The following is a 14,499-nucleotide window of genomic DNA, read 5'->3' on the forward strand; positions in this document are numbered from 1 at the left end:
ATTCGTTGCTGAACGCGGCCCGCGCATCCGGCGGGCCGGGGGAATCGGAGGGGCACCATGATGCACAACACCGCGCGCGGAGCGGTCTCGGCACAGCGCAGCGCACTGCTCGGGCTGCCGTGGGTGGAGCGATTACGCACCCCGGCGACCAGGTCGGCCCGCGCGGCCCGGTCGTCCGGTATACCACTGACCATCGAGATCGGCGCGGCGACCGGCACCGGCCCGACGGCGCTGGCGGCGTTCGACGCGGCGCTACGCGAGCTCGGCGTCGGCGAGGCGAACCTGATCCGGCTGTCGTCGGTGATCCCGCCGCGCGCCCGGCTGGTGCGCGGCGCGCGGGTGCGCAAACCGATCGCCTGGGGCGATCGGCTGTACTGCGTGTACGCCGCGCACGGCGCGGAGCCGGGCGGGCGGGCGGCCGCAGGCATGGGCTGGGTGCTGCGCACCGACGGCTCGGGGGCCGGGCTCTTCGTCGAGCACGAGGCCGGGAGCGCGGCCGAGGTGGAGGCGCTGATCCGGGCCAGCCTGACCGACATGACCCGGCGCCGGAGCGCAGGCTTCGGCCCGATCGAGCTGTGCGTCACCGAGATTCGCGCGGACGCCGAACCCGCCTGCGCGCTGGTGCTCGCCGCGTACCGGGCCGCGGGCTGGGACGGCACCCGGTGAGCGAGCTGCACGTGACCGTCGAGACCAGCGTCCCCGAACCGCAGATCGCCCGCTTCCAGGCCGTCTACGAGGAGGCCTTCGGCCCGCTGCGCACCACCGCCGCCGCGCGGCAGGTACTGCATCCCAGCGAGTTTCGCGCGGAGATGGTCGATCCGCGGATCCACAAGCACGTGGCGCGGTTGCCGTCGGGCGAGCCGATCGGCGTCACCACGCTGACCCGCTGCCTGGAGACGGTGCCGTGGATCAGCCCCGAGTACTTCGCTGCGCGTTACCCGGAACACGCCGCCCGGGACGCGGTTTTCTACGCGGGTTTCACCCTCGTTGCGCCGGGCGCCCGCCATGGCGCCGCGTTCCATGTCATGATCGAATCAGTGGTTCGGGTACTCGTGGCCGAGCGTGCGGTGGTCGGCTGGGATATCTGCTCGTACAACAACACTCGCTTCTCGTTCGCGGACGGCATCAGGGCCGCGCTGGACGAGCGGGCGAGCGTCGACGTCGCGGTGGAGGACTCCCAGATCTACTACGCGGCACGGTTCACCGGGAACGGCGCGACCGAGGGGGGCTGATGAACGTGCAGGACGGACGAACGGCCGGGAAGCTCGCACAGCCGGGGGCGGGGTGCTGCGCGCTACTGCTCGCGGCGGGCGCCGCCGCCATCGGGGTACACCTGCTTGCGGGCTCCGGCCCGGTGGCCTTCGGCGCCACCGCGTTCGTCGTGCTCGGTTCGCTCGGCATGATCGGGTTCGGGCTGTGGCGGTACCGCCCGGCCCACCCGCTGCCCTGGTACCTGCTCTCCGCATCGGCGGTGGCCTTCGCCGCGGGCACGACGCTGCGCGGCACCGGGCTGCAGCCGCTGGACGACATCTGCACCCTGACCGGGTACGCCGGGATCGGGGCCGCCGCCACGCTCTGGCTGCGGCCACGGCAGGCCCGCGCCAACCACGACCTGCTGCTCGACTCCGGGCTGATCGGGCTCGGCGCGCTGCTCGCCTCCTGGACCTTCCTGATCTCGCCGATCCTGAGCTCCTCCGAGCCGGGGGCGGTGCCGCTGATCGCGGCGGCGTACCCGGTGCTGGACGCACTGCTGCTGACGCTGGTCGCCTACTCGATGGCCACCGGCACCTCGGAGCCGTCGCTGCGGCTGCTGCACGTCGGGCTGCTCGCGATCCTGATCGGCGATCTCGGCTACAGCCTGGACACGGTCGGCGCACGGCTGGTCGGCGACGACGTCCTGCAGGCGCCGCTGCTGGTCGCGTACCTGGCCGTCGGGGTGGCCGCGGTGCACCCGACGATGACCTCGCTCGGCACCCAGCGGCACATCCACCCGCAGCACTCGCGGCAGCGCGCCAGCATGATCGCGGTGGCGCTGATCGTGGCCGCGCTGGTGCCGGTGGTCGGCTCCAGCCCGACCTTCCTGGATCGCGTGGTGGTCTCGACGCTCTTCGCGCTCATGCTGATCGGCGTGCTCGTCCGCAGCGAGCGCGCCATCGTGCGCAGCGCCCGCAGCGAGCGCAGGGCCCAGTACCAGGCCGACCACGACATGCTCACCGGGCTGCTCAACCGCTCGGCGCTGCTGCGCGCCCTCGGGCAGAGCCGGGAGCGCTGGCCGGAGCAGCCGCTCTGTCTGCTCTTCCTCGACCTGGACGGCTTCAAGATGGTCAACGACAGCTACGGCCACGCCGTCGGGGACGAGCTGATCGCCAATGCCGCCGCCCGGATCCGCCGGGTGGTCGGCAACCGGGACGTCGCCGCCCGCTACGGCGGCGACGAGTTCGTCGTGCTCGCCCCCCTGGACCGGGAGCAGGCCGGGGCGCTGGCGGAGCGGCTGCTCGCCGCCTTCGTGCGGCCGTTCGAGCTGAGCGTCGGCGAGGTCCCGATCACCGCGAGTATCGGCATCGCCTGCGACGGTCCGCGCAGCTTCGACGCGGGCGTCTACGAACTGCTACGCGAGGCCGACTCGGCGATGTACCACGCGAAGGAGCGCTCGCTGGGCTACGCCTATCGCGAGGACGTCCGGCACCTGCCCACCGAGCCGGGGCGGCGGGTCTGGCTGCCGAAGGGTATCGACAGCACGGTGAACACCGCGGTCTAGTCGCCGAGCTCGGTGAGCAGCTTTCTCGCCTGCTCCAGTTCGGCCTGGAGCTGGGCGACCTTGGCCTGCTGGTCACGGCGCACCGCCTCGAGGATGCCCGTGACGACCTCCTCGACCTCGGGGTGCAGGATCTTGGCCGCCTGCGAGATCGCGGTGGTGCTGATCGCGAGGCCGCGCACCGTGCGCTTCTTGCCGCTCACCACGTCGACCGTCCACTCGCCCTCGGCGGTGCCGTTGAGCGTGATGGTGACCTCCGGCGTCTTCGCCTTGCGGGCCGGCGCCTTGGCCGGGCGCGGCTTGGGCTCGGCGGTGGCCGCCGGGGCGGCGGGCTTGGGGGCCGTGGTCGGCTGCGTCACGGGGGTTTCCTCCCTGGGGGTCGGTGTCGGGGCAACAGTATTCGCGGGCGCGCGGCCCGCGGGAGCGGGGGCCGGGCGGGCGGGCCCCGGCCCGTGGGCGCCGGAACCGGCAGCGCCCGACGCCGGGCCGGAAGTGGCGGCGCCGGGGCCGGGGGTGGCTCCGGTCGGCGCCGTGGCCGGCGCAGGCTTGGCCGGGCGGACCGGCTTGACCAGCGTGACCTCGACCGGCGAGAAGGCGAGCACGTCCTTCGAGCCGGTGGGTTTGACCTGCAGGAAATCGCCGTCGGACGGGTCGCCGAGGGAGAGCACCTTGCCGGATCTGCCCTCCGGCACGCCGACCGCGGCCGAGGTGAACCACACCATCGGCGGCCTGCCCGCGGCTATCTCCGCCGCGATCTGATTGATCTCGCTGTCGGACAGGGGTTTCGGCCGGTTACGTGGCGAGGGCATTGGCGGGCTCCGAGCAATCTGCGGGGTGAGCTGACGGGTGTGCGTCGATGATGCCGCACGGCACCGACAGACGAGCACCGAGCCGGGCGGAACGGTCCCCGTTTGAGGGCGGCGGAGGCGGGAACCCGGTCCGTATCCATCGAGGAAGGGGTTCTGTCATGTTGTTGCGCCGACTCGCGCGACCCTTGCTGGCCAGTGCGTTCGTCGTGGACGGGATCGATACCCTGCGTAATCCGGAACCGCGGGTGAAGGCAGCGACCGACCTCGTGCAGAAGGGTCAGCGGACGCTGCCCGAGGATGTCGCCACCAGGTTGCCGTCCGATACCGCCACGCTGGTCAAGGTCAATGCCGCCGCTCAGGTCGGAGCGGGCACGCTGCTCGCGCTCGGCAAGGCGCCGCGGCTCGCGGCCCTGGTGCTCGCCGCCACGGTCGTCCCGGCCACGATCACCGAGCAGGATTTCTGGGCCGAGGAAGATCCGGATCGCAAGTCCGCGAAGCGGGCCGCGTTCCTGAAGGACGTGGCGCTGCTCGGCGGGCTGATGATCGCCAGCGCCGACACCGAGGGCAAACCCTCGCTCGGCTGGCGCGGCAGGCGGGCGGCGAAGAACGCCGCGGCCACCGTCTCCGCGGCGCTGCCGATCGGGGCGAGCGCCGCCGACGGCACCGGCGACGCGCTGCGCAGGCACGCGCACGAGGTGGCCGAGGCGGCGCGCGGTATCGCGGGCACCGCCGGCGCCAAGGGCGCGGTGATCGCCGAGGTCGCCAAGGACCGGGGTTCGGATCTGGCCGATGTCGCGAAGGACCGCGGGGCGAAGCTCGCCGTGGTCGCGAAGGATCGCGGCGCGGATCTGGCCGACGTGGCGAAGGACCGCGGCGGCGACTGGGCCGAGACGGCGCGCAAGCAGAGCCGCAGGGCGGCCAAGAAGGCGCGCAAGCGGGCGCCGGTGCTGGCCGAGGCGGCGCGCGAGCGCGGCGCGGAGCTGGCCGAGCTCGCTCGTGAGCGGAGCGCCGAACTCGCCGACGTCGCCAAGGACCGGGGTTCGAAGTTCGCCGACGTCGCGAAGGACCGTGGCGCCGACTGGGCCGAGATCGCCAAGGATCGCGGCTCCGACCTCGCCGATACGGCGAAGGATCGCGGCGCCACCCTGGCGGCGCTGGCGAAGGACCGGAGCTCGGACCTCGCCGACACCGCGCGGGACCGCGGTGGTGACTGGGCCGGTACAGCGCGCAAGCGGGCCCCGGAGTTCGCCGACACGGCTCGCAAGCAGAGCCGCAGGGCGGCCAAGAAGGCGCGCAAGCGGGCGCCGGAGCTGGCCGACGCGGCCCGCGAGCAGGCGCTCACCGCGCGCGAGCGCAGCGCCAGGCTGGCCGAGATCGCCCGCGAGCGGGCCCCCGAGCTCGGCGATGCCGCGCGCTCGCGGGCCGAGCTGGCCCGCGACCGCAGCGTGCACCTGGCCGAGCTGGCCAGGGCGCGCGCCGAGGTCGCGCGCGACCGGGCCGAGGCCCGGCTGCGCTGAAGTGGAGTTCTCCGGCCGCGGGTTTCGCCGAACCCGCGGCCGGAGACGTCAGCATGCCGGTGACCGGCTCAGCCGGTCGCCGGCATGCGGCGTTCCCGGTGCCCGAGAATGCTGGCCAGCGAGGAGACCCGGCGCAGCCGGTCCCCGGCCCCGCCGATCTCGACCGCCCGATCCACCGGACGGGCCCCGGTGATCCAGACCAGTCGCAGCTGCGAGCGGTCGGCCGCGCACTGCGCGTCGAGCAGCACCCGCAGCCCGGCCGCCGCGAGGAACGTCACCGGCGTCAGATCGACGACCAGCGTGCCCGTCCCGTCCGCGGCGGAGCTGAGCCGCTCCTTCAGGACCGGCGCGGTGGAGAGGTCGATCTCACCGCCGACGGTGAGCAGCGTGATGTCGCGCCGCAGCCTGGCCTCCGAGAAGCACACCGCCGCATCGGTTCCCGGCGACACCAGATCGGGCTCCGGGCGGCGCGGGCGATCGGCACCGGGCCCTACCGGATGAGCGGCCATCGAACTCCTCGACCGGGCGGCACGGAACCGGGCCGGGACCGGCCGCCCATGCCTCTCCCGGCTTACAGCGATACCGAGAGCATAGGGCTCCCCGCGCATTTCGTCCGCGTGTCTTCCCGGCGGCGCGGCAGTGAGCAGGTAAAGGGTTGTCCCCCAGCATGATCCGAACGGCCGAACCCGGACGTCCCGGCGCTACACCGTGTCCGACTCCGGGAACAGCGCCGCCAGCGAATCCGACACCGTGCCGCAGCCGCCGCACTCGAAGCGGACGCCGAGCGCGAACCACCACTCCAGCCGCAGCGCGCAGTTCTCGCAGAGCAGGTCGATTCCGGTGGCCCGGCAGCAGCCGCGGCCGCGCGCCCAGCGATCGGCCCTGGTCGCGCAGGGCGAGCCGTCGATCCGGAGGGTGCAGTGCGGCAGGTCCGCGAGACCGGGCAGTAGCGCGTCGAAATGCTGTGCCGCCGTGGTGTTGTCCACCGCTCTCCCCTTCTCCTTCGCTTCGTCCATCCCGTTCATCGAGACCGGCCGGAGCGGCGTTACCGCAGGTGGGGTGGGTCACCCGATCAGACGGTCCCCCCGGACATGCCGTCCGAGATGCTCAGCGCCTCACCGTTGAACCGGCCGCCGTGCGGCCCGACCAGCAGCAGCACCAGCCGGGAGACCTCCTCCGGCTCGATCAGCCCGCCGCCCTTCGCGAACATGGCCTCGGCGTCCGCGCGGGTGGGATTCTCCAGGTCCGGCAGCAGCACGCGGTAGGTGGCGGGGTTCATCACCATGTCGGTGCGCACGCCGGAGGGAAGCACCGCGTTGGCGGTGATACCGGACTCCCCCACCTCCAGCGCGAGCGACTTGATCAGCCCGATCACGCCCCACTTGGCGGCGGCATAGGCGCCGGAGCCGGTGGCGCCCATCCGGCCGACGATCGACGAGGTGGCGACGATCCGGCCCCAGCGCCGCTCCAGCATGGTCGGCAACACCGCCTTGATGCTGTGGAAGACGCCGGAGAGGTCGACGTCGACGGTGTCGCGCCAGGTGCGCTCATCGATGTCGGCGATGGTGCCGTGCGTGGCGATCCCGGCGTTGGCGAGCAGGATGTCGATCCGGCCGAATTCGCGGAGCGTCTCGACGGCCACCCGCTCCATGTCGTCCCGGCTGCGCACGTCCGCGCGCACGGTGTGGCAGCGCCCGCCCGCCGCACGGACCAGCTCGGCGGTCTCGGCGAGGTCGTCGGGGGTGGCGAGCGGGTACTGCAGCCCCGGCAGCGGGGCCGCGAGGTCGGCGAGCACGATGTCGGCGCCTTCCCCGGCGAGCAGTACGGCGTGCGAGCGGCCCTGCCCGCGCGCCCCGCCGGTGATCACGGCGACCCGGCCGTCCAGCTGTCCCATTCCCGGCTCCTCACGCGAGGTCGTGGTCTCGGTCGCAGGCGACCCTACGCGCGCGCACCGGCTCGCGCGCGCGGCCCGCTGCGCGAACGGGAGCGGCGCGTCGTACCATGCGTCACAATCCGCGCACCCGTCTCGAGGACGTGGCCGTTCCGGCGGCGACACCTTCCGCCCGTTCGTGGTGGACGAACGAAATCCACAGATTGAGAGCACTGCGCCGTGAAACTCGACCAGGACGAACACCGGACCGTCGACGACCTGCTCGGCGGTGGCGTCGCGACCGTCGTCGCACCGGACGAGCCGGAACCCCTACCGGACGAAGCGCCGACCGGCGACGAGGCCACCGCGGCCGGCTTCGCGCTGCCCGGCCTGCGCAGGCTGATGCGCAACGCCGCCGGGCTCTCGCCGGAATCCATCGACCTGCTCGCCGCCATCACCGACCGGCTACGCGCCGCCGAGGGCGCGCTGGCCGATCCGGCGACCTGCGATTCGGTGCGCTGACTACATTCCGTTGACGTCGACGATCGGCGCCGGGTAGTCGGCGCCCGCCCGCCACGGCCGGTGGATCTCCGCTCCCGGCAGGTGCGCGAGCTCCGGGATGTAGCGGCGCACGTAGGCGCCGTCCGGGTCGTACCGCTCGGCCTGGCGCAGCGGGTTGAGCACCCGGTTCGGCCTGGTGTCGGTGCCGGTGCCCGCGGTCCACTGCCAGTTCAGCTGGTTGTTCGCGATATCGCCGTCGACCAGCCAGTGCAGGAAGTGCGCCGCGCCGACCCGCCAGTCGATCCGCAGCGACTTGGCCAGGAAACTGGCGGTGACGAGGCGGCCGCGGTTGTGCATCCAGCCCTCCTCGTGCAGCTGCCGCATGGCCGCGTCCACCAGCGGGTAGCCGGTGCGCGCCTCCTTCCAGGCCGCCGCCGACGCCGGATCGTCACGCCACTCGACCGGGCCGGTGCGGTAGTCCCGCCAGGCGATCTCCGGGTCGGCGCCGAGCAGCTGGGCGTAGAAGTCGCGCCAGGCCAGCTGCCGGACGAAGGCGTGGCCGCCCTCGGTGTCCATGTCGACCCGGTGCACCAGTTCGGTCGGCGAGAGGCAGCCGAAGTGCAGGTAGGGCGAGATCTTGGAGGTGGCGTCGCCGGCCAGGTCGTCGTGGTTCTCGGCGTACTGCCCGACCGGCCCGGCCAGCCAGTCCCTGACGATCTTGCGCCCCGAGGTCTCGCCGCCGACCGCGAGCCGCGGCGAGGGTTCACCGCTGCTCAGCTCGGTGGCGTCCGGCAGCCGCTCGCCGCGCACCTCGGGCACGGTGAGCGCGCGCGGCGTGCCGAGCGGGCGGCGCTGGTGCGCCTGGCTCCAGCGCCGGAAGTACGGCGAGAAGACGGCGAAGTGATCGCGGCCGGTGGAGGGCGTGAGCACCTCGGGGTCGGCCGCGGTGACGACGGCCGCGTGCACCCGGAGCGTGCGGCCGTCGGCGGCGAGGCCGTCGCGCAGCGCCCGCTCCCTGCGGCTGCTGTAGCCGCTGGCGTCGGCGGCCACGTGCACCTCGGCGGCGTCCACCTCCGCGGCCAGCCGGAGCACCTCGTCGGCGACCCGGCCGCGGCGCAGGATCAGCCTGCCGCCGATGCCGCGGAGCTCGGCGTCGAGCTCGTCCAGCGCGGCGAGCAGGAACCGGACCCGGTTCGGGGCGGCGTACGCGCCGCCGAGGATGGCGTCGTCGAGGACGAAGACCGGGACGACCGCGTCACCCCCGCGGTGGGCCGCGGTGAGCACCGGGTTGTCGTGCACCCGGAGATCCCGGGTGAACAGGGCGAGGGTGACGCGCGCTGTCACCGCCGGGTCACCGGGTGCACAGCGGGGCGATGGTGTCGATGCCACCGGTGGTGGGCGAGGTCAGGTAGACGCACGGGCTCTGGCCCGCGGCCTCGATGGCGCCGCGCACCTGGTCCCAGCTCGCGTCGTCCAGCGCGGGCGTCCGGGAGAGCACGAAGCCGGAGAGCCGCGACGGGTCGGTGACGACGGCCCACGAGTAGTCGGGGCCGAGCGCGGTCACGATGTAGTTCGGGGTACCCGCCGGGTCTTCCTGGAAGGGGACGTTCGGGAACTCCACCCGAAGCTGCGCCTTGCTCACCTGGTCGATGATCCTCGCGGTGCCGCGGATCTCGTTGCTGCCGCCGTCCCAGGTGGTGCAGCGGTTGAAGACCGCGACATTGCCCTGCGGGTCGAGGGTGTAGTTCGCCTGGGTGTCGCGGGCGCACTCCAGGTTGAACGGCGCGGGCACCGCGGCCAGCTGGTTCCAGGTGCCGAGGTAGCTGGTCACATCCAGCGCGGGCACCGGGGCCGGGCCCGCCGCGGCCGCCTGGCCCGCGGTGAGCGCGGGGGCGAGCGCGGCGACGGTGGCCGCGGCCAGCGCGAGCAGCCGACCCCCGCGCCGGGCGGGACGTTGCGTGCGGAATGGGTTCACCGGAACTCCTCGTTCTCGACGTCGTCGCCCCCATGATAACGGAAACGATGCATAATCGATTCAGCGTCGGGACGGGCGTGCCCCGAATCGGGCACGTCGTCCGCCGGATACCCCGGACGCGCCGCGCTACCCAGCCCCACCGCGAGGAGGACCCATGACGGGGATCGCCTACAGCGGGCAGAATGACTGCATGCCCGCCGGTTCCACCCCAGTCACCGATACGGCCGGCTACACCGTCCGCGCCGTGGCCGACCGCCTCGGAATTCCCACCGCGACACTGCGCAGCTGGACCCGCCGCTACGACATCGGCCCCGCCCAGGAGCGGCCGGGCAAGCACCGGCTCTACTCCGAGGCCGACATCGCCCAGCTCGGCCGGATGCTCACCCTGATCAGGGAGGGCGCCAGCCCGGCGGGGGCCGCCGCAGCGGCGCGCGGCCCGGCCCCGCTCCGCGGCGAACGCACCGGGCTGCTCGCCGCCGCCTTCGCGCTGGACACCGCGACCGTCGGCGCGATCGTCGAGGCGCACGTGCGCGCCTTCGGCGTGGTGGACACCTGGGACCTGGTGTGCCGCCCGACCTTCGCCGACATCGTCGCCCGCCAGCTCGGCGGGGAGCGCTGCATCGACGTCGAGCACTCGCTCTCCTGGAGCATCACCTCGGTGCTGCACCGCAGCTGTCCGCCGCCACCGGCCGCGCGGGTCACGGTCGTGCTCGCCTGCACCGGCGGCGAGACGCACACGCTCCCGCTGGAGGTGCTGCGCGCCGCGCTCGCCGAGCAGGGGGTCGGGGCACACATGCTCGGCGCGAACGTGCCGACCTCCGCGCTGGCCGACACGCTCGGCCGCGGCACCGGGGCGAAGGCGGTGCTGCTGTGGTCGCAGCAGGAGCCGACCGCGCTCACCTCGGCCGTGCTGACCTGCATCGACGCGGGCGTGCGGGTGCTCGCGGGCGGGCCCGGCTGGGAGTCGGTGATCCTGCCGGAGGGCGCGCGGCGGGTCGGCAGCCTCGCCGATGCCGTCGCCAGGCTGCGCTGAGCGGCCAGTTCCGCTCCCGGCTGAGCTGAGCGGTCAGTTCCGCTCCCGGCTGAGCTGAGCGGTCAGTTCCGCTCCCGGCTGAGCTGAGCGGCTGGTTCGGCGCCCGGCTGCGCGGACCGGCGCATGCAGCGGTCGGCCGCGCCGAGCGGCGCGCCGACTCGCGGAGGGCGCGACATCGCGGTTGCCGGCGCACCGAACCGTTCACTACCCGCCGTGCGGCTCAGGGGCGCTTCGCCCGGCCGAGAACGTGCCGCAGCGCGGACTCGAGATCCGGGTCGCGGAAGTGGTGCCCGGCGGCGCGCAGCCGCGCGGGCTCGACCCGCTGACTCGCCGCCGCGACCTCGCGCGCGCCCTGCTCGCCGAGCAGCAGCGCGGGCCCGAACTTCGGCACCGGGAGCAGCGCCGGGCGGCGCAGCACCTTCGCCAGCACCTTCGTGTACTCGGCATTGCGCACCGGCTCCGGCGCGACCGCGTTGACCGGACCGCTCAGGCTCTCGTCCCAGAGCGCGCGGTGGTACACGTCCACCAGGTCGTCGATGCCGATCCAGGAGAACCACTGCTCGCCGTCGCCGATCCGGCCGCCGAGCCCGGCGCTGAAGAGCGGCCGCAGCAACTTCAGCGTCCCGCCCGCGGGCGACTGCACGATCCCGGTGCGCACCGCGACCGTGCGCACCCCCGCCTCGGTCGCCGGGCGCAGCTCGGCCTCCCAGTCCGCCACCACGTCGGCGAGGAAGCCGTCGCCGCGGCCGGAGTCCTCGGTGAGCGTCTCGTCGCCGCGGTCGTAGCCGTAGAAGCCGATGGCCGACGCGCTCACGAAGCTGCGCACCCCCGCCCGCGCGGCGATCTCGGCCAGCTTCCGCGTCGGCCCGATCCGGCTGCTCGCCACCGCCCTGCGGTGTGCCTCGGTGAAGCGACCCGCGATCGAGGCGCCGGCCAGGTGCACCACCGCGTCGACGCCGTCCAGCAGGTCGGGCGCGGGATCGTCGGGCTGCCACCGCCGCTCGTCGGCCGACCGCGGCGCCTGCCTGACCAGGCGAAGCACCCGGTGCCCTCCGGTGCTCAGGAAGGCCGCGACCGCCGAGCCGACCAGCCCGGAGGCGCCGGTCACCGCGACGGTGCCCGGCCGGTACCCGTGCTCGGCCGCCGCGGCGTGCGCGGCGAGATCGCCGGCGAGCTGGCGGTACCGGTAGTCGAACATGGCGCGCAGCGCGAACTCGGGCACGGTGCTCTCGACCCGGTCGAGCACCCGGGTGTGCTCGGCGTCGACCTCCTCGAAGTCGTGCACGTGCCGCCAGCGCAGCACCGTCCCGGCCGGTGCCGAGGCGATGCCGTCGACCGCGATCTCGTCCACGAAACGATGCGGGGGGTCGTACTCCGCGGCCCGGTGCCGCGCGACCCAGCGCAGCCCGCCTGGCAGCCGGAGCACCGCCGTGCCGTCGCGCAGCGAATCCGCCTCGGCGGCCAGCGTGACCGGCTGCCAGGGCGGGGTGAGCCGGGCGAACGCGCCCGGCCGTCCGTACCAGGCGAAGACCTCGGAACGCGGCGCCGCGACGACGGCGCTCGACTCGATTCCCATGTTCCGACAGTAACCGCCGGAGAGCCCGGCGAAACGTTCGCGCATCGTTCCGCAATAATTGCAACACGTTCTAGAATCGTCGGATGGCTCCGGATCCCGCCCCCGCCCGCGACGACCTGCTCACCGCCGTGCTGGCCTCACCCGCCGCGGTGGCGGCGAAGGACCGGGCCGGGTGGCTCGCGCTGTTCACCCCGGAGGCGGTGGTGGAGGACCCGGTCGGCTCGCGCCCGCACGTCGGGCTCGACGCGATCGGCCGCTTCCACGACACCTTCATCGCGCCGAACACCATCACCTTCCAGCCGGACGCCGACATCGTCACCGGCCGGACCGTGCTGCGCGATCTCGCCATCACCATCCGGATGTCCACCGGCGCCACCGTCCGGGTGCCCATGCACCTGCGCTACGACCTGGTGTGGCACGAGGATTCCTGGCGCATCGCGCATCTCGCCGCGCACTGGGAGTTCGCACCGATGGTGCTGCAGCTGCTCGGCACCGGACTGCGCGGGCTCGGCGCGGGAACACTGCTCGGCGGGCAGCTGCTCGCCAACCTCGGCCCGGGCGGCGCGCTCGGCATGCTCGGCGCGGTGCGCGGGGTCGGGGCGCGCGGGCGGCGCAGCGCGGAGCAGGTGCTGCGCGACGCCGCCGACGGGGAGGTCGCGGAGCTGGCAGGCGTGGCGACCGAGCTGCCCACCGGGCGCGCGCGGCCCGCCGAATTCGCGGCGTACCTGCGCGGGGCGACCGTGTCGAAGGTCATCGCCGCCGGCCGGACCGTCACCGCCTCGGTCCGGCTCGGCGACCGCCCGGCCGTCGCGGTCGTCGAGTTCGCCGGGCGCCGGGTCTCGACGCTCCGGCTCATCGCCGAGTAGCGGGTTCAGGCGACGGCGTGCCTGGACCGCATCGGCTCCGAGCGGTACCGGGCGCGCGGCCCGTCGATACCGAGCGCGCGCCAGAGCCGCCTGGTCACCGGGGTCATCAGCCCGAGGTCGTCGGCGAGCGCGCGGACGTCGGTGAAGTACCCGGCCAGGATCTCCTTGGCCTCCGGCGACCGCCAGAACGCCGCGCGGAAGACCTCGTCCGGGATGTCGAACTCGCGGGCGAAGGAGCGCGGCGGCACCATGATCTCCCCGGCCAGCCAGCGCATGGCGAGCGGGAAGGCGAGCCCGCAGACGGCGGTCGTGACCGGCCCCAGCTTCGGCACCTTCGCCTTCAGGAACTCGTTCGCGAAGGAGATGTGCCGCGCCTCCTCGGCGATGTGGATCTCCATGGTGCGCAGTACGGCGGGCGGCAGCTCGGCCCCGCGCCGGATCAGCGCTTTCTGGTAGTGGTCGATCGGCTCCTCGCCACCGAGGATGCCGATGAAGAGCACCACGTGCGCGTACCCGCCGGCGACACCGATCAGCGGCGACAGCCGCCGGAAGAGCGGCCGCATGCCGGGCACATCCACCCCGACCCGGTTCACCAGCTCCTGGAACATCTGGATGTGGTTGCACTCCTCGGTCATCTCGTGCATGCAGTAGCGGAATTCCGGAGCGCCGTTCGGCAGCTTCATCGCGTACTGCATCATGCCGCGGATCAGGACGCTCTCGAAGGCGGCACCGACCTTGACGGCGTTCACCATCCGCCACTTGCCGATCTCGATCTGCCGCTCCCGCGGCAGGCTCCGGTACCAGGCGGTGGCGCCGAGCGGGTCCAGCTCCGGGATGAGGATCCAGCGCGGATCGTCCGGGTCGATGGCGAACTCCGGGGAGTCCCAGTCGATGTCCAGGTAGGGGTCGAACCTCCGGTGCACGGAGCCCTCGGAGAGGGTGCGCACCAGGTCGCGGTAGGCCTCGGTCGAGCCTGAAGTGGACAGCGTCATCGGTGTCTCCTCACGTCTGCGGTGTGATCCGCCGCACCATCCAATTTAGCGAAACTCACGGTATCAGTAAACAGCTCGATGGAGATACCGATCGGTTTGCTAAATGGGCTACGATTCGAACATGAGTTCGACGGACGACGAGCTGCCAGCGGCCGGACCCGACCGAACCACCCCGCGCGCGCGGTCGATACCGCGCACCGAGGGCACCGTCCCCGAGCTGCGTTTCCCCAGCGCGACCGGGCATTACTACCGCACCGCGACCTATCCGCCGCGCCCGGTCTGGGTGCGGCTGGACGCCATCCTGATCCGCGACCCCGGCACCCCGAAACACGTGAACGGCGCCGGAGTGGAGATGAACGGCGAGTGCGCGGGCACCCTCACGCACTGGGTGCCGACGGTGGACGGCTTCTGGCTCGGCCGGGTCTCCTACACCGTCCGCTACGCCGACGGCCGCCCCCCGCTGCACGTCCGCGACCAACTGGTCCCCGCCTACGCGCTGCGCCCGCGCGACATCGGCTGAGCGCAGCTTCCCGCGAGCACCGCGGGGTCGACGAAGCGCGGCACGGCGATGCCGTACTCCCCCTCACCGCCCCAGCACTCCTCGC

The 14,499-nt window shown here is 73.4% G+C and carries 16 protein-coding genes; 8 read left to right on the forward strand and 8 right to left on the reverse strand.

Going from position 1 to position 14,499, the window contains the following annotated elements; all coding sequences use genetic code 11:
* The first annotated feature begins 57 nt into the window (after positions 1-57).
* From ACFO0B_RS07065 to ACFO0B_RS07075, 3 genes are read left to right on the forward strand one after another with little or no spacing between them, the layout of a single operon-like run.
* Positions 58-666, forward strand: coding sequence for a pyruvoyl-dependent arginine decarboxylase (locus ACFO0B_RS07065; RefSeq protein WP_378611499.1), 609 nt, complete (start codon positions 58-60; stop codon positions 664-666).
* Positions 663-1,232: a hypothetical protein gene (locus ACFO0B_RS07070; protein WP_378611500.1), complete on the forward strand. Its 570-nt coding sequence runs from the start codon at positions 663-665 to the stop codon at positions 1,230-1,232. The genes ACFO0B_RS07065 and ACFO0B_RS07070 overlap by 4 nt, the downstream gene beginning before the upstream one ends.
* Positions 1,232-2,758 (forward strand): diguanylate cyclase domain-containing protein, encoded by a 1,527-nt coding sequence (locus ACFO0B_RS07075; protein WP_378611501.1) that lies wholly within the window; start codon positions 1,232-1,234, stop codon positions 2,756-2,758. Before ACFO0B_RS07070 ends, ACFO0B_RS07075 begins: the two co-directional genes overlap by 1 nt.
* Here ACFO0B_RS07075 and ACFO0B_RS07080 read toward each other — a convergent pair.
* Complete coding sequence (locus ACFO0B_RS07080) at positions 2,755-3,564, reverse strand: DUF6319 family protein (protein WP_378611502.1); 810 nt, start codon at positions 3,562-3,564, stop codon at positions 2,755-2,757. The two genes, ACFO0B_RS07075 and ACFO0B_RS07080, sit on opposite strands and share 4 nt — an antisense overlap.
* Positions 3,565-3,722: 158 nt before the next feature.
* Here ACFO0B_RS07080 and ACFO0B_RS07085 point away from each other — a divergent pair, with 158 nt between their 5' ends.
* Complete coding sequence (locus tag ACFO0B_RS07085) at positions 3,723-5,081, forward strand: DoxX family protein (protein WP_378611503.1); 1,359 nt, start codon at positions 3,723-3,725, stop codon at positions 5,079-5,081.
* 68 nt (positions 5,082-5,149) lie between these two features.
* On the opposite strand, the gene ACFO0B_RS07090 is transcribed toward ACFO0B_RS07085, so the two are convergent.
* From ACFO0B_RS07090 to ACFO0B_RS07100, 3 genes are all read right to left on the reverse strand, one after another.
* Positions 5,150-5,590 carry an STAS domain-containing protein gene (locus ACFO0B_RS07090; protein WP_378611504.1) on the reverse strand — a complete coding sequence of 147 codons (441 nt, stop codon included), beginning with the start codon at positions 5,588-5,590 and terminating at the stop codon, positions 5,150-5,152.
* 192 nt (positions 5,591-5,782) lie between these two features.
* Positions 5,783-6,097, reverse strand: a complete 315-nt coding sequence (locus ACFO0B_RS07095; protein WP_378611505.1) for a hypothetical protein — start codon at positions 6,095-6,097, stop codon at positions 5,783-5,785.
* Positions 6,098-6,153: 56 nt separating this feature from the next.
* Positions 6,154-6,975 carry a mycofactocin-coupled SDR family oxidoreductase gene (locus tag ACFO0B_RS07100; protein ID WP_378611506.1) on the reverse strand — a complete coding sequence of 274 codons (822 nt, stop codon included), beginning with the start codon at positions 6,973-6,975 and terminating at the stop codon, positions 6,154-6,156.
* Positions 6,976-7,191: 216 nt separating this feature from the next.
* Here ACFO0B_RS07100 and ACFO0B_RS07105 point away from each other — a divergent pair, with 216 nt between their 5' ends.
* Entirely contained in the window at positions 7,192-7,473 is a 282-nt protein-coding gene (locus tag ACFO0B_RS07105) for a hypothetical protein (RefSeq protein WP_378611507.1), read from the forward strand.
* Here ACFO0B_RS07105 and ACFO0B_RS07110 read toward each other — a convergent pair whose 3' ends face one another.
* Both ACFO0B_RS07110 and ACFO0B_RS07115 read right to left on the reverse strand, forming a co-directional pair.
* Positions 7,474-8,796, reverse strand: a complete 1,323-nt coding sequence (locus tag ACFO0B_RS07110; RefSeq protein ID WP_378611508.1) for a cryptochrome/photolyase family protein — start codon at positions 8,794-8,796, stop codon at positions 7,474-7,476.
* Positions 8,797-8,803: 7 nt separating this feature from the next.
* Complete coding sequence (locus tag ACFO0B_RS07115; RefSeq protein WP_378611509.1) at positions 8,804-9,427, reverse strand: lipocalin family protein; 624 nt, start codon at positions 9,425-9,427, stop codon at positions 8,804-8,806.
* Between the two features lie 190 nt (positions 9,428-9,617).
* On the opposite strand from ACFO0B_RS07115, the gene ACFO0B_RS07120 reads away from it, so the two are divergent.
* On the forward strand, positions 9,618-10,460 hold the full coding sequence (locus tag ACFO0B_RS07120; protein ID WP_378611510.1) for a MerR family transcriptional regulator: 843 nt from the start codon (positions 9,618-9,620) through the stop codon (positions 10,458-10,460).
* Positions 10,461-10,680: 220 nt separating this feature from the next.
* Here the strand turns inward: ACFO0B_RS07120 and ACFO0B_RS07125 are convergent, their stop codons facing one another.
* Positions 10,681-12,036, reverse strand: coding sequence for a TIGR01777 family oxidoreductase (locus ACFO0B_RS07125; protein ID WP_378611511.1), 1,356 nt, complete (start codon positions 12,034-12,036; stop codon positions 10,681-10,683).
* Between the two features lie 83 nt (positions 12,037-12,119).
* On the opposite strand from ACFO0B_RS07125, the gene ACFO0B_RS07130 reads away from it, so the two are divergent.
* Complete coding sequence (locus ACFO0B_RS07130; RefSeq protein WP_378611512.1) at positions 12,120-12,902, forward strand: nuclear transport factor 2 family protein; 783 nt, start codon at positions 12,120-12,122, stop codon at positions 12,900-12,902.
* A 5-nt stretch (positions 12,903-12,907) separates the two neighbouring features.
* Here the strand turns inward: ACFO0B_RS07130 and ACFO0B_RS07135 are convergent, their stop codons facing one another.
* Positions 12,908-13,894, reverse strand: a complete 987-nt coding sequence (locus ACFO0B_RS07135) for an AurF N-oxygenase family protein (protein ID WP_378611513.1) — start codon at positions 13,892-13,894, stop codon at positions 12,908-12,910.
* A gap of 121 nt (positions 13,895-14,015) precedes the next feature.
* Between ACFO0B_RS07135 and ACFO0B_RS07140 the strand changes: the two genes are divergently transcribed.
* The gene (locus ACFO0B_RS07140; RefSeq protein WP_378611514.1) at positions 14,016-14,414 is read left to right on the forward strand and encodes a hypothetical protein; all 399 of its coding nucleotides are present in this window, start codon (positions 14,016-14,018) and stop codon (positions 14,412-14,414) included.
* Positions 14,415-14,499 lie beyond the last annotated feature (85 nt).

Origin of the sequence: Nocardia jiangsuensis, assembly GCF_042650385.1 — a bacterium.
GTDB classification, from domain to species: domain Bacteria; phylum Actinomycetota; class Actinomycetes; order Mycobacteriales; family Mycobacteriaceae; genus Nocardia; species Nocardia jiangsuensis.